This is a genomic window from Enterococcus sp. BSD2780061688st2 D3, assembly GCF_005844145.1.
GTDB classification, from domain to species: Bacteria; Bacillota; Bacilli; order Lactobacillales; family Enterococcaceae; genus Enterococcus_B; species Enterococcus_B durans.
The window spans coordinates 28,682-51,469 of sequence record NZ_SPHN01000003.1 but is presented as its reverse complement, the minus strand read 5'-3'; the positions used below and the strand labels follow the sequence as shown (position 1 = coordinate 51,469).

Annotated in this window: 19 protein-coding genes; 15 read left to right on the top strand and 4 right to left on the bottom strand. The window is 37.8% G+C overall.

What is annotated here, in order from left to right; genetic code table 11:
• Window positions 1-153: 153 nt before the first annotated feature.
• From FGQ66_RS03670 to FGQ66_RS03655, 4 genes are all read left to right on the top strand, one after another.
• On the top strand, window positions 154-1,893 hold the full coding sequence (locus FGQ66_RS03670) for a fibronectin type III domain-containing protein (RefSeq protein WP_113846198.1): 1,740 nt from the start codon (window positions 154-156) through the stop codon (window positions 1,891-1,893).
• A 970-nt stretch (window positions 1,894-2,863) separates the two neighbouring features.
• Entirely contained in the window at window positions 2,864-3,883 is a 1,020-nt protein-coding gene (locus FGQ66_RS03665) for an NAD(P)H-dependent glycerol-3-phosphate dehydrogenase (RefSeq protein WP_095443584.1), read from the top strand.
• 37 nt (window positions 3,884-3,920) lie between these two features.
• Window positions 3,921-4,790, top strand: a complete 870-nt coding sequence (gene galU / locus FGQ66_RS03660; protein WP_081135580.1) for a UTP--glucose-1-phosphate uridylyltransferase GalU — start codon at window positions 3,921-3,923, stop codon at window positions 4,788-4,790.
• 158 nt (window positions 4,791-4,948) lie between these two features.
• Window positions 4,949-5,299, top strand: a complete 351-nt coding sequence (locus tag FGQ66_RS03655; RefSeq protein WP_005876654.1) for a hypothetical protein — start codon at window positions 4,949-4,951, stop codon at window positions 5,297-5,299.
• A gap of 230 nt (window positions 5,300-5,529) precedes the next feature.
• Here FGQ66_RS03655 and FGQ66_RS03650 read toward each other — a convergent pair whose 3' ends face one another.
• Window positions 5,530-5,775, bottom strand: a complete 246-nt coding sequence (locus FGQ66_RS03650; protein ID WP_113846197.1) for a hypothetical protein — start codon at window positions 5,773-5,775, stop codon at window positions 5,530-5,532.
• Window positions 5,776-6,750: 975 nt separating this feature from the next.
• Between FGQ66_RS03650 and FGQ66_RS03645 the strand changes: the two genes are divergently transcribed.
• The 4 genes from FGQ66_RS03645 to FGQ66_RS03630 all read left to right on the top strand — a co-directional run bounded on the left by FGQ66_RS03645 (window position 6,751) and on the right by FGQ66_RS03630 (window position 11,196).
• A complete protein-coding gene (locus FGQ66_RS03645; RefSeq protein ID WP_081135577.1) occupies window positions 6,751-7,350 on the top strand; it encodes an SIS domain-containing protein in 600 nt (199 codons plus the stop codon).
• Window positions 7,351-7,884: 534 nt separating this feature from the next.
• Window positions 7,885-9,624: a putative basic amino acid antiporter YfcC gene (yfcC, locus tag FGQ66_RS03640; protein WP_005876662.1), complete on the top strand. Its 1,740-nt coding sequence runs from the start codon at window positions 7,885-7,887 to the stop codon at window positions 9,622-9,624.
• A 74-nt stretch (window positions 9,625-9,698) separates the two neighbouring features.
• The gene (gene iadA, locus FGQ66_RS03635; RefSeq protein ID WP_113846196.1) at window positions 9,699-10,883 is read left to right on the top strand and encodes a beta-aspartyl-peptidase; all 1,185 of its coding nucleotides are present in this window, start codon (window positions 9,699-9,701) and stop codon (window positions 10,881-10,883) included.
• A gap of 85 nt (window positions 10,884-10,968) precedes the next feature.
• The gene (locus FGQ66_RS03630) at window positions 10,969-11,196 is read left to right on the top strand and encodes a CsbD family protein (RefSeq protein ID WP_005876667.1); all 228 of its coding nucleotides are present in this window, start codon (window positions 10,969-10,971) and stop codon (window positions 11,194-11,196) included.
• 449 nt (window positions 11,197-11,645) lie between these two features.
• Here the strand turns inward: FGQ66_RS03630 and FGQ66_RS03620 are convergent, their stop codons facing one another.
• Both FGQ66_RS03620 and FGQ66_RS03615 read right to left on the bottom strand, forming a co-directional pair.
• Window positions 11,646-12,320, bottom strand: a complete 675-nt coding sequence (locus tag FGQ66_RS03620) for an ABC transporter ATP-binding protein (RefSeq protein WP_113846195.1) — start codon at window positions 12,318-12,320, stop codon at window positions 11,646-11,648.
• A 12-nt stretch (window positions 12,321-12,332) separates the two neighbouring features.
• Window positions 12,333-13,829, bottom strand: coding sequence for an ABC transporter permease (locus tag FGQ66_RS03615; RefSeq protein WP_138301740.1), 1,497 nt, complete (start codon window positions 13,827-13,829; stop codon window positions 12,333-12,335).
• Window positions 13,830-14,362: 533 nt separating this feature from the next.
• Between FGQ66_RS03615 and FGQ66_RS03610 the strand changes: the two genes are divergently transcribed.
• The 7 genes from FGQ66_RS03610 (at window position 14,363) to FGQ66_RS03580 (ending at window position 21,047) form a co-directional block, all read left to right on the top strand.
• Complete coding sequence (locus FGQ66_RS03610) at window positions 14,363-16,042, top strand: ribonuclease J (protein WP_005876674.1); 1,680 nt, start codon at window positions 14,363-14,365, stop codon at window positions 16,040-16,042.
• Between the two features lie 124 nt (window positions 16,043-16,166).
• Window positions 16,167-16,640: a YbaK/EbsC family protein gene (locus FGQ66_RS03605; RefSeq protein WP_113846193.1), complete on the top strand. Its 474-nt coding sequence runs from the start codon at window positions 16,167-16,169 to the stop codon at window positions 16,638-16,640.
• Window positions 16,641-16,792: 152 nt separating this feature from the next.
• A complete protein-coding gene (locus tag FGQ66_RS03600) occupies window positions 16,793-17,473 on the top strand; it encodes a metal-dependent hydrolase (protein WP_005876678.1) in 681 nt (226 codons plus the stop codon).
• Window positions 17,474-17,481: 8 nt separating this feature from the next.
• On the top strand, window positions 17,482-18,813 hold the full coding sequence (locus FGQ66_RS03595; RefSeq protein ID WP_005876680.1) for a DRTGG domain-containing protein: 1,332 nt from the start codon (window positions 17,482-17,484) through the stop codon (window positions 18,811-18,813).
• Between the two features lie 14 nt (window positions 18,814-18,827).
• Window positions 18,828-19,778 carry a DHH family phosphoesterase gene (locus tag FGQ66_RS03590; RefSeq protein WP_113846192.1) on the top strand — a complete coding sequence of 317 codons (951 nt, stop codon included), beginning with the start codon at window positions 18,828-18,830 and terminating at the stop codon, window positions 19,776-19,778.
• A 148-nt stretch (window positions 19,779-19,926) separates the two neighbouring features.
• Entirely contained in the window at window positions 19,927-20,262 is a 336-nt protein-coding gene (locus FGQ66_RS03585; protein ID WP_113846191.1) for a zinc ribbon domain-containing protein YjdM, read from the top strand.
• Between the two features lie 77 nt (window positions 20,263-20,339).
• The gene (locus FGQ66_RS03580) at window positions 20,340-21,047 is read left to right on the top strand and encodes a zinc metallopeptidase (protein ID WP_005876685.1); all 708 of its coding nucleotides are present in this window, start codon (window positions 20,340-20,342) and stop codon (window positions 21,045-21,047) included.
• 187 nt (window positions 21,048-21,234) lie between these two features.
• On the opposite strand, the gene FGQ66_RS03570 is transcribed toward FGQ66_RS03580, so the two are convergent.
• On the bottom strand, window positions 21,235-22,698 hold the full coding sequence (locus FGQ66_RS03570; protein WP_230315221.1) for a helix-turn-helix domain-containing protein: 1,464 nt from the start codon (window positions 22,696-22,698) through the stop codon (window positions 21,235-21,237).
• Between the last annotated feature and the right edge of the window lie 90 nt (window positions 22,699-22,788).

Below are 22,788 nucleotides of genomic sequence, written 5' to 3'. Positions count from 1 at the left end.
CTTTGTATCGATAAAATTAAATATTAATTTGTATTATTTGAACATAGTTATTTTTTGTTTGAAAATTTCAATGTTGTAATACCAAACAAAAAATGTATGCGTTATCAAAAAATGATTTAATTAAAAATGTAAAAAAGATAAGGAGGGAAAAACATGAAGAAAAAAACAGTATTATTTTCAGTTGGGCTTTTTGGGACATTATTAGGTGGTGGAACTACAGTTCTAGCAGCAGATGCAGCGGATACGATGCCAGATATTTCCAATAAACAAATTTCTGTGGGCTATTACCATAACTGGGAAGCGGAACGTGGTGCAGGATATCGTGGTGGTAAACCAGCAAACTTGGAGCTGGATAAAATCAACTCATTCTATAATGTGATCGCTGTAGCATTTATGAAAGGGGAAGGCATTCCAACGTTTAAGCCTTACAACATATCAGATCAGGAATTTCGTGAAAAAGTGGCTGTATTGAACAATGAAGGCCGAGTAGTCTTGATGTCACTTGGAGGTGCGGACTCCCACATTGAATTACATAAAGGGGAGGAACAGGCCTTCGCAAACGAGATCATACGTTTAGTTGAACGTTATGGCTTTGATGGCTTAGATATTGATTTGGAACAAACTGCTGTTGCAGCAGGCGATAACCAATCTGTCATACCCGCTGCTTTAAAAATCGTACGTGAACATTATCAGAAAGAAAACAAACATTTTATTATCTCAATGGCACCAGAATTTCCATATTTAAGAAACAATCAAGCGTATACACCGTATGTTCGTGCGTTGGAAAATGAATATGATTTTATCGCTCCGCAATTATATAATCAGGCAGGTGACGGAATTAGTATTGGCACAGAATGGATCGCGCAAAACAATGATAGTCGCAAGTACGACTTTTTATATGGTATTTCAAAATCATTCAATGAAGGAAGTGGTGGTTTCATCCAGATCCCAGCAAATAAATTGGCAATAGGAATCCCAGCCAATGAGGATGCGGCTGCTAATGGCTTTGTAAAAGATCCAACCACTGTCTATCAAGTATTCGAACAAATGGAGAAAGAAAATACACCATTAAAAGGAGTGATGACTTGGAGTGCCAATTGGGATGAAGGGATGAATTCTGCAGGGGTAGCCTACAATGAATCCTTTGCCAAATCTTACCAAAATCTATTTAAAGAAAAAACACCAGACACAGAAAAACCGTCTAAACCAACTAACTTAAAGGGAACAACAACACATTCGACAGTTTCAATCAATTGGACGCCATCAACGGACAATGTCCGCGTGTCACATTACAATATCTATCAAGATAACCAATTCATTGGTACAAGCACTAACGCAAGTTATACTGTTACAAACTTAACACCCGAAACACAGTATTCTTTTTCAATTGAAGCAGTTGATGCAGCCGGTAATCGTTCTTTGCGGTCAGACGTATTGATGATGACAACCAACAAAGAAACAGGGCAAACTCAAAAACCATCTGCACCAAGAGAATTAACGGTGGAAAATTTGACACAAAATTCTGTGACATTTAGATGGGCTGCCAATGATGCAAGTGAAAAAGTCACGCAGTATGAAATTTATCGATCAGGTATACGTGTAGGTGTTACCGGTGGGACTACTTTTTCTGATGCGGGATTAATGGCCGCAACAAGGTATGAGTATCGGGTGAAAGCAGTTAATGCAGTTGGCACATCAGATGCAAGCCCATCAATCGCAGTGACAACGCTAGGTGAAAGTCCTCAAGGAGATACCTGGACTAGTGGTAAAGCTTATGGGGTCGGTGAAATTGTGACATACAAAGGGGGAACCTATCGTTGCCTTCAAGCACACACAGCAATCCCTTCTTGGACGCCAGATATCACTGCTGCTTTATGGCAAAAAATCAGCTAATGAGTACGTAAATACGTAAAGATGTAGAACGCCATGTAGGATTATTTATAATATAATCGAAAAACAAATATATGGTAGCAGAAGTAGACTCTTCGAAAAATGAGCCAAAACGAACAAATGTGAAAATTTTTTTGTAAGGCACTTCTTATTTCTCAGAGTGAAACATTTCTGTTTAGCTTCACAGATTTAGAAAAAAAGTATCGGATCTAAAAAAGCGATCCGATACTTTTTTCTCTATTGTTAATAACTATGTAGAAGCATATACACTCAATGCAAAACTGCCAGTTTTTTGATGGACTGCTGGAAAAATAACGTATATGTTTTTTTACATAGATACCATTTCATGGATTGGCTGTGTTAAGGTAAAAATGCTGTGAAGCAAGTAAAAAAGGCAAGGAATCCACCTTACCTTTTTTACCAGTTATGTAAACATTTTCTTTTATAGTACTACTGGAAGTGTAACAGACCAATCCATCCGACATTCCTCCTTTGATGTTGATAAGAATAACTAAAGTAACTTTCTATAAAATAAGTATAACAAGCTATTTCGCTGTTGATTAAAAATGTATGTTATTGCAACAAAATAAAAAATAATATTTTTTTAGAAAAACTTCTGAATCAACATTAGAATAGCTTTAGAGATGATCCTTCATCCAAAAAAACATAATGATTTCATATGAAAAATGGTTATTTAATGATTATAAAAATAATTTGTTGATAAGATAACGAAATCTGGAAAGAGGATATGGATTGAATCTTTTGAGAAAAACTAGTAGGATTTTTACAATGGATGAGTAAGTGTCTTATACTCAAAAATACTATTCGTCTGTCATAGGAAAAGGACAGTAAGTTACTCCTTGATAATGTAGTCAAGTATTAAACAAACAATTAAAACGACAAAAATAAGTCCAATATTTAAAGAATCTATATTATAATGGACAGTATCAACTATGATTTTGGAGGAATTTCCATGAGACAAAAAATTGCAGTCCTAGGCCCAGGTTCTTGGGGTACTGCTTTAGCACAAACGTTAGCAGAAAATGGACATGACGTACGTATTTGGGGGAATGTTCCTGAACAGATCGATGAAATCAATACGTATCATACAAATCAACATTTTTTACCAGACTTAAAAATTCCAGAAACGATTATCGGATATCACGAATTAGCAGAAGCAGTGGACGGAGCAGATGCGGTATTATTTGTCGTACCTACGAAAGCAATTCGTGCCGTTGCCCAAGAATTGATCAATAAAATGAATACAAAACCAGTGATCATCCATGCTAGTAAAGGGTTAGAACAAGGGACACACAAACGAATCTCCGAAGTGATTGCAGAAGAGATACCAGAAGAAAAAAGGCAAGCAATCGTGGTTCTTTCAGGACCAAGTCATGCGGAAGAAGTAGCAGTACATGATATCACGACGATTACTGCGGCTAGTACGGATCAAACTGCAGCAGCCTATGTTCAAGAACTCTTTATGAATGATTATTTTAGAATCTATACGAATAATGACGTCATCGGAGTAGAGACAGGTGCTGCTTTGAAAAATATTATCGCTATCGGTGCAGGGGCAATCCATGGATTAGGTTTTGGCGATGATGCAAAGGCTGCAATCATGACTCGTGGCTTGGCAGAAATCAGTCGATTAGGTGTTGCAATGGGAGCTAATCCATTAACCTTTATCGGACTAAGTGGTGTAGGTGATCTAATCGTTACCTGTACAAGTGTTCACTCAAGAAATTGGCGCGCAGGAAATCTGCTAGGAAAGGGTCATAACTTGGATGAAGTGCTAGAAAATATGGGGATGATCGTAGAAGGCGTCTCAACGACTAAGGCTGCCGTAGAATTAGCAGAACAGCTTGGAGTAGATATGCCTATTACACAAACGATTTACCAAGTGTTATATGAGGGTGAAGATATCAAAAAAGCAGCGAAAGAAATCATGTTGCGTGATGGAAAAATGGAAAATGAATTTTCTTTCAGATAGAATTTTCATTCGCTGAATGAGTGAGAGGACGAATAAGATGAAAGTCAAGAAAGCAGTCATTCCGGCAGCGGGATTAGGAACACGTTTTTTACCTGCCACAAAAGCAATGGCAAAAGAGATGCTTCCAATCGTTGATAAACCAACGATCCAATTCATAGTCGAAGAAGCGCTGAATTCAGGGATTGAAGATATTCTGATTGTGACTGGTAAAGAGAAACGACCTATCGAGGATCATTTTGATGCCAATGTGGAATTGGAAATGAATCTACGTAAAAGTGGTAAAAATGATTTGTTGAAATTAGTGGAAGAAACAGGGAAAATAAACCTTCACTTCATTCGCCAGTCACATCCTAATGGGCTAGGTCATGCTGTTTTGCAGGCAAAGACTTTTGTAGGGAACGAACCATTTGTTGTGATGTTAGGGGATGACTTAATGGTGGATCAAGTTCCGCTGACTAAACAATTGATCGATGATTATGAACAAACACAGTCTTCAGCAATTGCCGTGATGGAGATCGATCAGAAAGATACTTCAAAATATGGGATAATCGATCCAGGAGAAAAAGAAGGCCAAGGGTTGTACCAGGTCAAAGGATTGGTAGAAAAACCAGCACCAGAAGATTCACCTAGTAATCTGGCTATTATTGGTCGTTATTTACTTACACCAGAGATTTTTGCAATTTTAGAAACACAAAAACCTGGTGCTGGTAATGAAATCCAATTAACCGATGCGATTGATCGATTGAACAAAGAACAGAAGATCGTTGCGCGGTGTTTTGAAGGAAAACGTTATGATGTCGGAGATAAATTTGGCTATCTGCAAACCAGTATCGAGTATGGGTTGCACCATCCTGAAATTGGGAAGGCACTGAAAGAATACGTGATTCAATTGAGCAAAGAACTATAATTCCACTTTAGACAGGTAAAGAATGTAGCTATGATCGTTTTTAATTTTTGTTAAAAAAACTATTTTGCCAGATAAATTGAACGAGATTTCTTCATTTCTATAGTAGAATGGAAAAGTCGGATTTTTAGAAAAGTAAAATAAAAAGGTGTGTATCGTGCATGGGAAAAGTAATCACAATCAGTCAAACGCTTCTTGATGGATTGAAATGGCTGATGGAAGGAAATAACTGGTTGTTTTTAACTCCAGTGTTGCTGATTAGCGCATATGTCATGTTTAGAATGGTCAAACGAAAAGAAACATTTTTGATTTTCGTTTGGTATTTGGCTACAATCTCGATTTTAAGTTTGATGCTTGAACTTGCTTTAGGTGGTTGGGAAGCTTTGACTTTTGCTGTCATTTTCATTCTACTGTATCTGTTGGCGTATATCCCACATTTATTCAAGAAATTTCATGTGGGTAAAAAAGGACGTCATGCAGCTTCTATGAGTAGGAGAGGGCAACAAAAGTAGATCATAAGACGTAACTTACTAGAAATTTTGGAATAGCTGGAAATAAAGTTCTTCAAAAAAGTAGTAACAGTGGCCATGAGGACGGGAACAAAATTAGTTAGATTGTTTTTACAGGAATTTCAGATTAGAAATGTGTTTATCAATAAAGAGAAAGAAGCTACTAGCAACTCAGATCGCTAAAGGCTACTTTCTCTTTTTCCTATGTGTCATAAATCAGGTGTCAAATATTGTTAAAAAAAACTGTGTAGAATAAAGAAAGGAATGCAGACAATTAAAGGATATAAAAAATAATTTCGATTATAGCTTTCAGAACCCGTTGTTTGATTCGCTCTCATTCTATCACCTGATACAGCAGTACCAGATAATGCTATACCAATCAATAGTGATCCAATCCATATATATTGCAACATGTTTTTTTCTAAGACAAAGTAACTAAGAGTTGCGCGTGGGACAAAACTAAAAATCAGTTTTGCCACAGACTCTAACTCCGAATAAACGGTGGGAGCAGAAGCAACTCCTTCGGAAATAAGCCGAAATTCACAAAAATTTGAAAAGCAATTTTCGTTAATTTCTTCTTATTTCTCGGAGTTAAACACTTCTGTCCCAACCTCTATAACAAAAGTGATTATGTATTTTTTCAATCAATTGGTCCTCCTTTACTAAAAAAACGTTCTCTTTTAATAGACGATACCATGATAATACTACAATTCATATACATAATTTGAGTTATTTAATCTGAGTTATTGATTTTTTAGTCAATCTTAGTTATCAGGAATATATGACATTTTGTATAGCGAAATAAACTTTTGCTACCAATAATAAAAAATACAAAAGAAAGAGTAGATGAAGTGGTGTGCTTGAGTGGAATAATAGCTTTTGTAGATAATAGTAGCGTAACTGCAAGTAAATGTTCAAAAATAGAATAAAAAAATAGTTTATTTAATTTGTCGATAACAGTTGATTCTTGTTAGGAACAAAATAAAAAATCCTATACTAATAGGATTTTGACTAGTGTGATATTGAAAATATTGTTATGTAAAGAATTCTTATCTTTGTTTTTTTGCTATTTCATACTTGCGTTAGTAGGATAGTTTACTTACAATAGTTGCAGATAGAAACAGCTGAATAAAAAGGCTCCTTGATAGTTAGCGGCAACTAACTACCAAGGAATGACCAGTCACACGTCTACACCCTGACCGATCATTTGCCATAGTCAATGCAGTTGCATCGACCTTATTTATTGTACCTAATTTTAGGTGAAAATTCTACCCTTGCTGTAGATTTTTCAAGGGATCGAATGCTTGTTGATTTGCTATGTCAAGGTATTGGGCAGAACGCCTGATGCCTTTTTTGTATTTAGCTACTCTACCACAAACTAGTCATTTTCTGTTTCTATCTCACTTAAAATTAGGAAGCTGTTTCTGTCGTGAATGTAAAGGCAGGAGAAACAGATGGGTTTACGCTACTTTGATTACTATAATCAATTGGAAAAGAAATTAAGAATCGAAGAACCGCTCATGGCACAAGCCGGAAGATGGATAGCTCGGCAAATCTCTTTGGGTGGGAAATTACAGATATTTGCTAGTCGCTCACTTAGCGGTGTGGCTTTTGAATTTTGGGAACAGCTGCCAGAATCGATCCCAGGAACATTAATAAAAAATCCGGCAAATGGAATATATGAAGAAATAGAAGGGACGGGTACTGCGATCATTGAGCAACTTACTACACAATCGGAAGATATCTTTTTGCTTCTTTCAAATGAAGGCAGAAATCCCAGTATAATAGAATTAGCACAGTGGATCAAAGACAACGACTACACATTGATCGTTGTCACGGGATTTGATCTATCCCGAAGTATCAAGTCACATCACAGTAGTGGATTACGATTATTCGAGTTTGCAGATTTGGTATTAGACAACCATGCAAAGATGAATGATGGTGTCTTGACTTTACCAAATGTTGATTCTGAAATTTGCGGTGGTGCCTCGATTGCTACAATGTTATTGCTTCAACAAATGATCTATTTTACAGTCTGCCAACTGAAACAGTAAATGGAAAATATAGTTAAAAAGAGACAAGAAAGAATTCTTGCGAATTCTTTCTTGTCTCTTAATACACGTTGATGAAAGAGTCTTCCCCAAAACTCTTTACACTGCAATTATAGTACATTAGTTATGATTATTGCAATGAAGTTTATCTATTGAATGAAAAAAAGTCTTAAATAATGGACCTTATTTATGCAGAGAACGTTTTCCACGAAAAAAAATAGCAGAAAACATGAATATATATTTGGAAATATCAGGGAATGAATAAATAGCAGTTATCTACATATGATGAGAAAAATGGATCAACTTTTTACAAAAGATGAAAGATAGAAAAATTTTTTAATCGAAGATTAATTATAAAATATACCTATTTTTCTTAACTAGATATATTTTGATGACGATTAGGAGATTTTTATTTAGTCAAAAGAAAAAAATTTTTTTAATGGATAATTCATGTCTCAAGTATATTTTTACTGTATAATCTAGTTGCTTATCCATTTTTTATTCATTAAATTTGTAAACAGAAAGGAAGAATTGCTTTTGAAGAAAAAAATTTCTTCGGGAAAACCTAAAAGAGATCTTACAAAAATGACGACTCCGCATACGTATGTCATTATTTTTGGCGTTGTTATATTTGCATGGATACTAACATTTCTTGTTCCAGCAGGAAAATTCAGTACACAAGACATTGAATATAAAGATGCAAACGGAGAAACTAGCACACGGACGGTGTTGCGACAAGATTCATTTCGTTATGCATATGAATTAGACAAGTCTTATGTGTTTGACCAGTTGGAGGACTTACAAGATAACCCGTCACAAAGAGAAAAACTAGATGTTCCAGAAAAAGGCTTAGAAGAGGTCATTTCTGAGGGAGAAAAAAATCTGTCACAAGAGAAACTTGACAAAATTTCTCTAACGGACGATGTGTTATATGACCAATATGGAGAAAGCATTTATGATACTTCCAAGAAACTCCATAAAACAGCGAAGATTTGGGGAACCGATGATTTTGGTGGATTCGGCTTTTTGAATTTTGTTTTTGAAGGTCTAGTTTCTGGCGATAAGTATGGTTCTGCAGTTGGGATCGTAGCCTTGATTCTTGTTGTCGGTGGAGCGTTTGGGATCATCATGCGTACCGGCGCTATTGATGCAGGTATCTATGCTTTTATCAGTAAAACAAAAGGATTAGAGCGCCTTGCTTTACCGTTATTATTTTTCGCTTTTTCATTTGGAGGCGCAACATTCGGGATGGCAGAAGAGGTAATCCCATTTTCTATGGTAATGGTTCCCTTTGTCATTGCTCTCGGGTATGATTCGATCGTTGCAGTTACGGTGACTTACGTAGCATCTCAAGTTGGTAATGCTACCTCTTGGATGAGTCCATTCAGTGTAGCAGTAGCGCAAGGGATTGCGGGAATACCAGTACTATCTGGTGCCACGTTCCGTTTGATCATGTGGATTGTCGTTACGGCACTATCTGCAGGGTATTTGATGATCTACGGAGAGAAAGTTCGTAAAAATCCGGAAAGTTCTGTAACATATAAATCAGATGAATATTTCAGAAGTCATTTGAAGAAAACAACGGATGAGCGAAAAGCATTTACCTTAGGACATAAGTTGATCTTAGTTGAAATGTTGGCTGTATTAGTTTGGATCGTTTGGGGCGTTACCCAGAAAGGCTACTATATTCCAGAAATTGCATCTCAGTTCTTTGTGATGGGATTGGCAGCTGGGATCATTGCTGTGATTTTCAAACTTGATGATATGAAAGTCAATGATATCGCTTCTTCGTTCCAATCCGGAGCGGCAGATTTAGCTGGAACTGCAGTTGTTGTAGGGATGGCGAAAGGGATCTTATTAGTATTAGGTGGTTCAGATGCATCTGTGCCTTCTGCGTTGAATACGATCTTACACAGTATTGGTTCACTATTATCAGGTGTGCCGGCAGTGATTGGCGCTTGGGCGATGTACATCTTCCAAAGTCTCTTCAATTTAGTCGTTACATCAAATTCAGGACAAGCAGCGTTGACGATGCCGATCATGGCACCATTAGCGGATTTAGTTGGTGTTTCACGCCAGGTAGCTGTCTTAGCTTACCAATTAGGTTCAGGGTTCATGGATGCTTTTACACCAGTATCAGCAAGTTTGATTGGGGTACTAGGTGTGGCACGTATCGAATGGGCTAAATGGGCAAAATTCCAGATAAAAATGCAAGGATTTTTCTTTGTACTGGGAACGATTTTTATTATGATCGCGATAGCCATTGGTTTACAATAAAAGAATAGAAGAACAAAAAAGCAGCTGGACCTATAGCAGGTGCAGTTGCTTTTTTATAAGAAAGGAAGAAAAAAATGAAACTCATTCGACAAATTGAAGTATACGCACCAGATTATTTAGGAAAATTAGATGTTTTACTTGCAGGAAATAAGATCATTGCACTAGAGGAAAACATTACAGGTGGTTACTCTGAATTAGAGGTGGAAGAAATTTCTGGGGAAGGGAAACTGTTGACACCGGGATTTATCGACTGTCATTTCCATATCCTAGGAGGTGGTGGTGAAGGAGGCTTTCAAAATCGCACGCCGGAAGTCACGTTGAGTCAATTGACATCAGCTGGTGTGACTACTGTGGTCGGCTGTTTAGGAACAGATGGTGAAGGGCGGGATATGACAGCGCTCATTAGTAAAGCGAAAGGCTTAGAAGCAGAAGGGATCACTACTTTTGTATATGAAGGCTCGTATCGATTACCTGTCAAAACTGTCACTGATTCGATCATCAAAGATTTTTTGACAATCGATAAAATAATCGGAATCGGTGAAATTGCTGTTTCTGATCACCGTTCTTCTCAGCCAACTTTTGAAGAATTTGCTCGTGCCACTGCTGATGCACGTGTGGGTGGGATGTTATCAGGTAAAGCTGGAATCGTGAATGTCCATCTAGGTGGAGGAACAAGGAAACTTGAACTATTGAAAAAAGTAGTAGAAGAAACAGAAATTCCCATTTCACAATTTTTACCAACCCATGCGAATCGCACACAGGAATTACTTGATGCATGTATTGAATTTGCTAAAAATGGCGGTACTATCGATTTCACTGCAAGCGAAGATCCTGATTTTTGGGAAAAAACAGATGGAGAAGTCCGTTTTAGTAAAGCATTGAAACAATTATTAGATGCGGGTGTTGCACTTGATAATTTTACGATGACTTCCGATGGTCAAGGAAGCCTGCCTTATTTTGATGAAAATAACCATTTTATCGGGATGGGTGTTGGTAGTGCAAGATCATTATTAGTTGGTATCAAAGAAGCCGTCCAAAAGGAAAATATTCCATTGGAAATCGCACTTCGAGCTATCACAACTAACCCAGCGCGCATTCTAAAGCTTGAAGGCAAAGGGCAAATACAAGTCGGAAATGATGCTGATCTATGTATCCTTGATAAGGAAACACTAACGATTGATTCAGTGATCGCCAAAGGACAGATAATGGTGAAAGAGCAGGAAGTCAAAGTTTGGGGGACATTTGAAAAAACGATCTAGGGTGTCCAAGCATTCTGTTTGTCTGTTTCTATAGTTGATGATACTCTGATAATAGTAAGAGATGAAAATCAAGGGAGGAATTAGAATGGCAGATTTAAAAGGTCGTACAGAAGATACAAAAGATAAAGTAGTCGGTGAAGGAAAAGAAGCATACGGTAAAGCTACTAATGATAAGAGCAAAGAAACAGAAGGCAAAGCTCAATCTTTAGGTGCCGATATCAAAGGAAAAGCACGTGACCTCGGCGATGACATCAAAGAAGGCTTTGAAGATGTCAAAGAAAAATTCTCCAAAAAAGATGATCACCGCAAATAAGTATCGATGTTTATCGTGTGGAGTTCCCAATAGTACACGATGATAAAATGATACCTGACTCAGTAAGTACAAAGAACGGTTGGAACAGGAGCAACTCCTGTTCCAACCGTTTATTTGCCTTCAGAGTATGAGGTCGAGACAAAAGTCGTTTTGGTTTGAAATTTCCAAAAAAATTGACTTTTGGATGCCGTTTATTCGAGAGTCTGTAGCAAACCTGATTGTTAGATTTATCCCACATTCATTTAGTTACCTTCAGAGCGTGAGACAAAAGTAAGGAATACTTTTGTTTTATTCTTAAAAAACGAATAAACGGTGTGAGCAGAAGCAACTCCTTCTTAAATAAGCCGAAATTAACGAAAATTGTTTTTCAAATTTTTGTGAATTTCGGCTTATTTCTCGGAGTTAAACACTTCTGTCACAGCCTCTTTTTGGTGTGTCGGATCAAAAAGTTATTCTGGCGAATCAAGGATGATTTTAGCAAATTCTTTATTTTTTAATTCATAGATTTCATCACAGCTTTTTGCAACTTCTAACTCATGAGTCACAATGATGATACAGCGATTTTGTTCATGAGCGATTTCTTGGAATAAGTGGACAATCTCTTGCGAAGATACTTCATCAAGGTTTCCAGTAGGCTCATCGGCGACGATCAATTGATGCTCGCAACAGATAGCACGGACGATTGCCACACGCTGTTGCTGACCGCCAGATAATTTCGTTACTTGCTTTTTGGCAAGAGTTTCATCGATACCTACTCTCGCTAAACGTTCCAAAGCCATTCGGCGATACTCTTTATGTTTGGCATTTGAGATTTCCATAGCGACGATCACATTATCAACGGCTGAAAGATACGGCAATAAGTTATAGGCCTGAAAAATAATTGATACATCATTTTTGCGGTAATTCCGTAAGCCGATTTTCGCTAATGACTGTTCTTCGTAGTATACTTTTCCTTCTTTCGGTTGATCGAGTCCTGAAATCAAAGAGAGAAAGGTCGTTTTTCCAGAACCGCTCGCACCTAAAATAGCGTACATCTTTCCTGTTTCAAATGATAAATTGACATCTTTATAAAGTGCTTCCTCTGGATTTTGATACCAAAAACCTAATTGTTCTGTTCGTAACATCGAATTCCTCCTTTAGTTTAGTAAAATCTTTCTTGGATTTAATCGCAAAATTCCTATTGATGCAAGAAAAACAGAGAGTAAGCTGATACCGAATGCTACACCGGCGAGAAGACCTAATTGTGCAGGCTGAACACTGATTTCGAGTTCTTTTACTTGTTGGGAAACTTCAAACGGATTATTGTTGCTTCTGTTTCTCTGTCCATCAGGAGCTTTGGCATTACCATCGGGCATTTGACCAGGGGCTGTTTGTCCCTGATTTTGAGAGGTATTTTCTGTCTGTTGTTCTAAAAGCTGCTGACCTACTGCATTGGCTACAACATTACCACTGATCGAAGCCACACCGAGGGCTAGGATCATACATAACGCTACTTCAATAAACAATTGTAGGATGATCTTCGTTCGTGATTCTCCCAAAGAGAGCAAGACACCTAATTCGTGTCGGCGCTCGCGAATCGTGATCATAATAATTAATGTCAAGATGATGACACCTGCAACGGCTACTAGCAAGACAACATTTTTAGAGAAACTTGCAACATTGTTCAACGGTTCAAGCATGGATTGATATAACGCATCATTGGATTGTAGACTGAACGTATCTGTGTCGATCAATTTTTTTGCCTCTGAAATAAAATCAGCCATTTCATCCGGATCAGTCAAAGTGTAAACAGCTGAGTCAACTGTATCATCATCTGTGGTACCGTTCAGTTCATTCGCAAATGTATAAGAGGTATAAAGTGTATTGGAGGGATTCATAAAACTAAAATTCATTCCCATACTACTAGTTGTAGCAGTCGATTCGTAGATTCCTTTGACCGTCATTTCATATACAGTGTCTTCATCTTTGGAACTGGTGATTTTAAAGGTATCTCCAACAGATAGATCATTTGCCTCAGCTAATGTGGAATCAAGGACAACATTGTTCGTTCCTTTATCACTTGCAGTTATTCCTTCACCGTCTGTGATTTTTGCTGTTCCATCTGTAAAATTACTATTTTGACTAGTAGCTGATACACCGCTGATCTGAAAATCTGCTTGCATCATTTGTGGTCCGCCACCCATGCCGCCAGGAGCGTTTGTATTGTTTGAATCAGTACTTTGTGAATCACTTGAAGACTCAGAGCTGGAAATAGCGGTGATCCCGCTCTTGGCAAGGGCAGAAGCAGAACTTTCAAAAGAGTAGCTTTTCACATTACTGAGTTTGGCTATTTTTTCTGCGTCACTCAATGAAACAGGAGTGAGTGAAAAACTGCCAGGATCTGGACGCTCACTTGATGAGGAATCACTCGTAGAATTCTCCTCTTGTTTTTGGAAAGCTGACTGACGATTGGCGCTTAATGTGACAGTCGCACCAACATCTTTTTGTGCTTGTTTTGCTGCTTGTTCAGCCGCACTTCGAATCGTCAAACCTGCCAGTACAAAAATAAGAATGGCAGTAAAGACTGCGAATAACAATAAAGAACGTCCCCATTTTACTTTGGTACTTTTTAGTGCGCGTTTCATAAAATTCATCGTATGTATCCCTCCTAATAGTTACAAGAACGAGTGTAGGAAAGTCACCTTAAATAGAACTTAAACCCTTTTGTTATTCTATGCAGTGATTTTTACAACTTAGAAAATCTGACTATAGTTATTTCCGAAAATATGTTAAAATGGACGGAGTATATTCGTAACGGATGATGTGGGAAAGGAGACCAAGAAGGTTCAGCCTATTATCTTCTTTCTACCCCCAATCAAAGGAGCAACAAATGGTTCACATTAAACAAAATGGCTGATACTAGCGATTTGAGTAAATTGTTGTATAATAGTGGGGAATAGCTGATAAGGATAAGATCAGCTTTTGTGTTTACAAATATAAAAGATTCATTTATTCGATGGAACTTGTTCAAAAAAGTGGCAGGGATCAAAACGAGTCAGCTGTCAGCTAATTGCTAGTATGAAGAGCAAAAAATTTTGCAAGTATTTCATTAAAATGAATCACGTATTTAGTTAAAGAAGAGAATCGATGTCTTTAAACTTGGACATCATAAGAAGAGGTGAAATTTGTGAGTACCATTAAAATTATCCCTTTAGGCGGCGTACGTGAAAATGGAAAAAACATGTATATCGCTGAAGTGGGAGAAGACATTTTTGTATTAGACTGCGGTCTAAAATATCCTGAAAACGAATTGTTAGGAATCGATGTCGTTATTCCTGATTTTACGTATTTGGAAGAAAATATCGATCGTGTAGCTGGTGTCTTTTTGACACATGGACATGCGGACGCAATCGGAGCACTACCTTATTTATTATCGAAGTTATCTGTTCCTGTTTTTGGTACAGAGCTAACGATCGAGTTAGCAAAATTGAGTGTCAGTCGGAATGATGCCGCAAAAGGATTCAAAGATTTTCATGTAGTAGATGAACACACAGAAATCGATTTTGGTGAAACAATCGTCAGTTTCTTCCGTACAACACACACGATCCCTGATTCAATAGGAATCAACTTGAAAACAAAAGAAGGCAGCATCGTCTACACAGGAGATTTCAAATTCGATCAGACAGCGATCCCGATGTATCAAACAGATTATGCCCGTCTAGCTGAGATTGGTAAAGAAGGGGTTCTTGCTTTGCTTAGTGAGTCAGCAAATGCAGAAAACCCAGTACCAGTTGCATCTGAATTACAGATTGCAGATGAAGTGTTCGATACGATCAAGTATTGGGAAGGCAGAATTATTGTCGCTTGCGTAGCAAGTAACTTGCAAAGAGTCCAACAAGTGTTGGATGCAGCAGAAAAAGCGCAACGAAAAGTCGTGTTGACTGGCCAAGATTTTGAACGAATCATTCGGACAGCGATGCGCTTAGAAAAACTCCAACTTCCTAGTGAAGATCTACTTGTTACGTTGAAAGATATGAAAAAATATAAACCAGAAGAGCTGATCATCCTAGAAACAGGTCGTATGGGTGAACCAATCAAGTCTTTACAAAAAATGGCGAACGGTACGCACCGTAACATCAAGATCGAAGAAGGCGATTTGGTCTATATTACAACCACTCCTAGCATCGCAATGGAAACAATGGTCGCTAAAACGGAAGATATGATCTATCGAGCTGGCGGATCGGTGAAACTTATTTCTGAGAATATGCGGGTATCTGGACATGCGAATCCTAACGACTTGCAGCTGATGCTGAACTTTATGAAGCCAACTTATTTTATTCCCGTTCAAGGAGAATATCGTGAATTGGCTGCACATGCTGATTTAGCCCACGCTGTTGGAATCCCGTATAAAAATATTTATATTACAGGGCGTGGCGATGTCTTAGAATATAAAAATAAGCGGATGAGTGTTGCTGGGACAATCAGCGCTGAGAATGTCATGATCGATGGACTAGGTATTGGTGATATCGGAAATATCGTATTACGTGATCGAAAGATCCTGTCAGAAGATGGAATTTTCGTGGCAGTCGTTACGATCAGTCGCCGTGAGAAGAAAATCATCTCAAAACCGCAAATTACATCACGTGGGTTTGTCTATGTGAAAGCGAGTCGTGATTTGATGAAAGAAAGCAGCAACATGATCGAAGAAATCGTTGGGAAACATTTAGAGAGCAATGATTTTGAATGGAGTAAACTCAAACAAGATATTAGAGATCAGCTTGGACGCTATTTGTTTGAACAAACCAAACGACGTCCTGTCATCTTGCCAGTGATCATGGAAGCTACTCAACGCAGAGGTAAAAAATAAGCATAATCAACAATGGTATGGAAATTTTTCTCCACAGTGAGAAGGATTTTCCATACCGTTTATTTTTATAGTTGATGATAAGATGAGAATGAAGTTACTTAAAGAGATAGGAGATAAAAAGTAAATGGAAAAAACAAAAGTAGAAAACTATTTAGATGACTTAGGAGTAGGCTATCAACCTATTGATTTTAGAAAAGAAGATTTAGAAAATTTTGAGGCGGTATTACAAGCTCAAAAGATCGACCCAAAGCTTGTCTGCAAGACATTGGTTTTAAAAGGTGATAAAACAGGTGTGATCATTGCAATTGTTCCTTTAGCTGCACACTTGGATTATAAAAAAACGCGAAAAGTGTCTAAAGATCACAAAGTCGGTTTTCCCGGTATGGACTACGTGATGACTTATACTGGCTATCCTCACGGAGCAAATACGCCAATCGGCATCCATAAAGAGCATCCAGACTATCTTTTTCTGGCGGACAACACATTGAAAGAACAAAATGAGTTAGTTATGTCGAGTGGTGAAATCGGTAGAAGCATCAAAATTGCTAGAAAAGACTTCGAAACAATCGTCCAACCAATCTATGCAGATCTGGTTTAAATTGTTTTTAGCGGCTGAAACTGACTTTGGACTTGGTGCAACCTGTATTATCTGTTACAATGATTTCGTATATACTGTACTATTATTTAGATAGATTTCTGAAAGTGAAATCGTTTTACTATTCATAATAAAAAGTGTTGGGAGTGGAAAAAATGAAAATTACTTATCACGGCCATTCTTGCCTAACCGTAGAAATGGCTGACGGACAACGGCTGATCATCGATCCTTTTATTACAGGAAACAGCAAGACGGATTTAACAGTGGAAAAAGTTAACACAGATTGGATCTTAGTTACTCATGGACATAGTGACCATATAGGAGATATGATCCCGATTGCTGAGAAAAACGATGCCACGATCATAAGTATTGTTGAAATCGCAGATTATGCACAAAGTCGTGGGGTAAAAGGACATGGGATGAATATCGGCGGTAAATACACGTTTCCCTTTGGTACAGTAAAATTCGTACCTGCACAACATAGTTCGAGCTATGAAGTTGATGGTATTCTGCAATATATGGGAGAACCTAGCGGAATTGTTATCCAAGCTGAAGGAAAAACAATCTATCATGCTGGAGATACAGCTGATTTCAGTGACCTTGCGTTGCTAAAAGAACAATTTTCGATTGATGTTGCATTTTTGCCGATTGGAGATAACTACACGATGGGGCCGGAAGATGCGGCGAGAGCAGCTAAACGGATCGGTGCTAAATTGGTCGTACCTATCCACTACAATACATTCCCAGTGATCGAACAAGATCCACAAGTATTTATCGATTTATTGACGGAAAACGAAGGAAAAATAATGAGCGTATCTGAAACGCTAGAAGTGTAGGGGTAGTTATGGCGACGAAGCATGATTTAATTTTAGAATATATTGAAAGTTTGCCAGTAGGAAATCGTATTTCAGTAAGAAGTATTGCAAAAGAACTGAGTGTCAGCGAAGGTACTGCCTATCGAGCAATCAAAGATGCGGAAAATGTTGGTTTAGTCTCAACCATCCAACGCGTTGGTACGATTCGGATCGAGCGGAAATTAAAAAAACATATCGAGCGTTTGACGTTCGGTGAAGTTGTACGGATCATTGAAGGAGATGTGTTAGGCGGTGCCTCTGGGCTTGATAAAGTACTGAACAAATTTGTGATCGGCGCAATGACAAAGCATGCAATGGAACGCTATATCACTCCCGGATCGTTGATGATCGTAGGGAACAGAGCAGAAGTGCAAAAGCTTGCTTTAGAGGATGGTGCAGCAGTACTCATCACAGGTGGTTTTGATACAACTCCTGAAATCGCACAGTTAGCAGATGAATTAGCCATGCCGATCCTGCGAACAAGTTATGACACGTTTACAGTTGCGACAATGATCAACCGTGCATTGAGTGATCAGTTAATCAAAAAAGATATCATGCTAGTCAGTGATATTTATATGTCAGCAGAAAAAACACACTACTTATTTCAAACAGATACAATTGCTGATTATCAGAAATTATCAGAAGAAACACAGCATTCACGATTTCCTGTAGTGAATCGTCATATGCGTCTGATGGGGATCATCACAGCAAAAGATGTGTTAGGAAAATCAGCTACTCAATTTATTGATCGTGTCATGACGAAAGAACCTATCAGTGTCAAAAAAACGATGAGTGTCGCTTCAGTCAGCCATCAAATGATCTGGGATGGCTTGGAAGTGATGCCAGTAGTGTCAGATGATTTGACTCTTGAAGGAGTAATCACTCGTCAGGATGTAATGAAAGCTATGCAGCTCGTCCAAAGACAGCCGCAAATCGCAGATACGATCTCTGATCAGATTTCTGGCAGCATCCAAACAATCGATGTGGATAAAGAAGGGAATCGTTTAGAGAATCCTAAATTCAAGTTTGTTGTGACCCCTCAAATGGTCAACGGCGTCGGTACGATTTCCTTTGGTGTTTTGAGTGAGATTCTTGCAGATGTCGCACAAAAAACAATGGTGATGAATCAGCGAAGAAACATTTTGATCGAACAAGTAAATCTGCATTACCTACGTTTGATCCAATTAGAAAGCGAGCTAGATATACGTCCTCGAGTATTAGAAATAGGCAGAAGATCTGCCAAACTAGATATCGAAGTATACATTGAAAATACGATCGTTTCAAAAGCTATTGTGGTGTGTCAAGTAATGGAACGTTCTTAGAAAGCAGGAAAAAAATGTCTATCCAATCAGAAATAATAACAGAAATAAAAAAATATGATCGAATCATCATCCATCGGCATCAACGCCCTGACCCAGATGCGTTAGGCTCTCAAGTTGGGTTAGCAGAAATTTTACGAGAAAGCTTTCCAACCAAAGAGATTTATCAAGTGGGTGAAACAGTTGAGGGGCTTCGTTTTTTAGCAGAGATGGAGACGATAGAAAATCAGGTGTATCAAAATGCATTGGTGATCGTGACAGATACAGCAAATTCCCCTAGAATCAGTGATAAACGCTATGATCTTGGCGATAAACTGATAAAGATCGATCATCATCCAAATGATGAGCCTTACGGAGATTTGGTCTGGGTCAATACGGATGCAAGCAGTTGCAGTGAAATGATTGCTGAGTTTGCGTTGCTATTCCCAGATGAGCTAAAAATCAATGCGCAAGCAGCCCGTCTTCTTTATGCAGGGATCGTAGGGGATACTGGACGTTTCTTATATCCAGCTACTACCTCAAGAACGCTAGAGATTGCTGCAATCCTAATGAGCTATCCGTTTGATGCAAGTGCGCTAAACCGAGAAATCGAACAAATGCCTATGAAGGTGGCGAAACTTTCAGGGTATATCTATCAAAATATCGAAGTTGATGAACATGGCGCTGGCAAGGTGATCTTATCCCAAGAAATCCTTTCGAAGTATTCGATTGATGACTCCGAGACAGCTGCAGTCGTCTCATTGCCAGGAGTGATCGATGAGGTATTAGCATGGGGGATCTTTGTCCAACAACCAGAAGGCTATTATCGTGTACGCCTACGTTCGAAAGGCCCTGTTATCAATGAACTGGCGAAGCGTCATCACGGCGGTGGACATCCATTAGCAAGTGGAGCCAATGCGAAAGATCTCACTGAAGTAGCAGAAATCTATCAAGAAATACAAGAAATGTGTCGGGCATTCAACAAATAATTTTGCCCAAAGCTTCTGAATGATAAGAAGATACATGCAATAATCGTAAAGGAAATCATCATTGTGTTAAAAATCACAAATGTGTCTTTTCAAATTGCGAGCTATCCGTTACAATATGGATTAACGCTATTTTTAAAGGAGAAAGAAGATGACATTACCAAATTGTCCGCAATGCGGATCTGAATATACCTATGAAGATCGAGGGCTTTATATTTGTCCAGAATGTGCAAATGAATGGAGCAGTGAAGAAACGAATCAACAAGAAGAAGGATTGGTTGTACTTGATGCAAACGGGAATCGTTTGGCAGAAGGGGATAGCGTCACAGTGATCAAAGATTTAAAAGTCAAAGGCGCTACAGGAGCAATCAAACAAGGCACGAAAGTCAAAAATATTCGTTTAGTTGAAGGCGATCATAATATTGACTGTAAAGTCGATGGCTTCGGTCCGATGAAGTTAAAATCAGAATTTGTTAAAAAGCTATAAAAAGCTCAAGTTATTTTCACATTCTTTTCGTATTACTCATGGTAAAATAAGGTAAAGTAAAAAGGAGTGAAATCAACATGTATGGATATGGAATGTATGGTTTCTTTGATCCAACATTTATATTAGTCATAGCTGGTCTGATCATATCAGGAATTGCTTCGGCTTACGTCAATAGTACGTTTCGAAAATATGATCAAATACAAAGTAAAAATCATGTGACAGGTACGCAAGCAGCTCAATTCATTTTACAAAGTCAACAGATCAATGATGTTGGAGTGCAACAAATTGCAGGGAATTTAACAGATAACTACAATTCTGGGAATAAGATGTTGAGTTTATCTCAGGCAACTGCTCAGTCGACATCTGTTGCAGCAATCGGTGTAGCAGCTCATGAATGTGGACACGCTGTCCAAGACGCAGTCGGTTATGCACCGCTGAAAATCAGAGCGGCATTAGTTCCGGTTGCGAACTTTGGCTCAATGATCTCATTTCCACTGATTTTGGTAGGGGTACTTTTAAGCTGGAATGATACCTTGATCAATATTGGAATATTTGCTTTTTCGTTAGCTTTATTGTTTCAATTAGTCACATTGCCGGTGGAATTCAATGCATCAAGACGAGCAATCCGTATCTTAAGTGAAGGCGGTCTTTTGGCAGAAGATGAAGTACCGATGGCTAGACACGTATTGTTTGCAGCCGCATTGACTTATGTAGCAGCTGCTTTATCTACTTTTTTACAGTTGTTACGTTTGATCCTGATTTTTGGTGGAAACAGAAGAGATTAGGAACAAAAAGAATCATTTTTTACTTTTCTTTCATTCAAAATCAGCAGTTAAATTGGCTGTCGATCATAGAATTTGAACTACGAATTCTTATGATCGACAGCTTTTTTTGTATTCTCTGTTCTTGCTCTATTGGATGTAGTACTTCTCCATGCGTAAATAAATCCAGTTAGTATGTAGTTAAAAAATGTCAATTCAGATACATTTTTTTGATCAAGTTGATCAGTTTGGACCATGATTCATTCTCATCGTGTGGATCAAGATAAAAGATTTCAGCATTTTGCTGGAATATCTCAAATTCATCGGTGATGATCAAATCTGCCTTTTCTGGAGTTTCAGTAATATGTAGGAATTGCTCATTAAAGAGATTTTTCAATCGACTTTTTATGTAATAATTACCGGTCAATGGTTTGTTTATTTGAAAATGAATAAAGAGTTCTTTTTTTTCTTCTGCGTGTAAAAGTGTATGAATCAACTGACTAAGTTTTCCAGTAAGTATTTCTTTGTGGGGGGAATGTAAGTAGACACATTCGATAAGTGCTTTTATCTTCTCCAGTTGGCTATCTTCAATTGCTTTACTTGGCGACTTTTTTGGAAAAAAAAGTGTCTGGAAATCTTCTACGTTCTTTTCTAGCAATAAAATGAACGACGTCATCATGATGATGAAATACCCGTAATAATATTTTTTTTCTGGTGTACGAATAAAAGGAAAGGAATCGGCAAGTTTTTTTACTAAGAGCGAAGTTTTTCGGCAAATTGGATGGTTGCTTTTAGATAATTCATAACCAAAAAGTGTTTTTTGCTGATCCGAAACTAGATTAGGAAAAAAGTAGCACAGCAGGAAATTAAATATGATGATTTCATTTATTGCGATATTTTGCGGAAAGATTGAAAAAAAGTGCTGTTTGAACTCTCCAGAAAAATCTTTTGTTTGATAGATGATCCTCATTATTTCATAGGTGGATAGCATTGTAGGATCGTCCAGATGTTGCAGCTTCGATCGAATCATAAAAATGGCCATCAGCAAGAATCTGTTTTCATATTGTTTGATCGCTGTTTTTGTTAATAGTTCATGTGACAGCAACTTCTCTTTTTTTACCGAAGAATATCTCAGACTTTTTAGAGGCCATTGAATACCTTGGAAAGATTCTGAGAAAAAATGATACATAAAGACTCTTAAAAAAAGTTCATTTCCTGTGATCATATAGCAATTTTGGCGTGAAACAAGTTGTAATTGGAAACGACCTAATACTTTATTCAATTGCCTCTTTAGTTTCTCAAGATAAGAAGGTGAAATATATAGCTGCTCGAGTAAGACTTTTTTAGGGACATGAGTGTCCGGATAATTAAAAAGCAATAATAAGAATTTGAATCGATTTGATTCTTGAAGATAGAATAACTTTACCCTATAGAAAATAGTCATTTTATCATTTAAACTTGGCTCGATCGTTTGGATCGTTCCTTTCGCTGTAGACTGGATAAAGTTGGCGATTTTTAAATATTGGAAAATCGTTCCATTCAGCTTTCGTATGATTTCTTTGATGGTTCTTTTGGGAATCGACAAAGTAGCCGCTAATTCTTGTAGCGTACATGTCTCTTTTTGAATGATCGTATAGAGAACAAGTAATTCTTTTTTTCTAGCATCGATTAACATGAAGTCCTCCTTTTTAATCTTATTGTTGTCCAGAACGAGACAAAAAATGTGAGTGGAAAGTGTTTTCAATGTATGTTATTCTCACATTAT

Coding starts and splice junctions, on each gene's coding strand:
- FGQ66_RS03615 (WP_138301740.1), bottom strand. CDS start 13,829: ATGAATTTTATGAAACGCGCACTAAAAAGTACCAAAGTAAAATGGGGA.
- FGQ66_RS03595 (WP_005876680.1), top strand. CDS start 17,482: ATGGCGACGAAGCATGATTTAATTTTAGAATATATTGAAAGTTTGCCA.
- FGQ66_RS03580 (WP_005876685.1), top strand. CDS start 20,340: ATGTATGGATATGGAATGTATGGTTTCTTTGATCCAACATTTATATTA.
- FGQ66_RS03645 (WP_081135577.1), top strand. CDS start 6,751: ATGGGTTTACGCTACTTTGATTACTATAATCAATTGGAAAAGAAATTA.
- FGQ66_RS03600 (WP_005876678.1), top strand. CDS start 16,793: ATGAAAATTACTTATCACGGCCATTCTTGCCTAACCGTAGAAATGGCT.
- FGQ66_RS03620 (WP_113846195.1), bottom strand. CDS start 12,320: ATGTTACGAACAGAACAATTAGGTTTTTGGTATCAAAATCCAGAGGAA.
- FGQ66_RS03655 (WP_005876654.1), top strand. CDS start 4,949: ATGGGAAAAGTAATCACAATCAGTCAAACGCTTCTTGATGGATTGAAA.
- FGQ66_RS03570 (WP_230315221.1), bottom strand. CDS start 22,698: ATGTTAATCGATGCTAGAAAAAAAGAATTACTTGTTCTCTATACGATC.
- FGQ66_RS03585 (WP_113846191.1), top strand. CDS start 19,927: ATGACATTACCAAATTGTCCGCAATGCGGATCTGAATATACCTATGAA.
- FGQ66_RS03590 (WP_113846192.1), top strand. CDS start 18,828: ATGTCTATCCAATCAGAAATAATAACAGAAATAAAAAAATATGATCGA.
- galU (WP_081135580.1), top strand. CDS start 3,921: ATGAAAGTCAAGAAAGCAGTCATTCCGGCAGCGGGATTAGGAACACGT.
- iadA (WP_113846196.1), top strand. CDS start 9,699: ATGAAACTCATTCGACAAATTGAAGTATACGCACCAGATTATTTAGGA.
- FGQ66_RS03670 (WP_113846198.1), top strand. CDS start 154: ATGAAGAAAAAAACAGTATTATTTTCAGTTGGGCTTTTTGGGACATTA.
- FGQ66_RS03665 (WP_095443584.1), top strand. CDS start 2,864: ATGAGACAAAAAATTGCAGTCCTAGGCCCAGGTTCTTGGGGTACTGCT.
- FGQ66_RS03605 (WP_113846193.1), top strand. CDS start 16,167: ATGGAAAAAACAAAAGTAGAAAACTATTTAGATGACTTAGGAGTAGGC.
- FGQ66_RS03630 (WP_005876667.1), top strand. CDS start 10,969: ATGGCAGATTTAAAAGGTCGTACAGAAGATACAAAAGATAAAGTAGTC.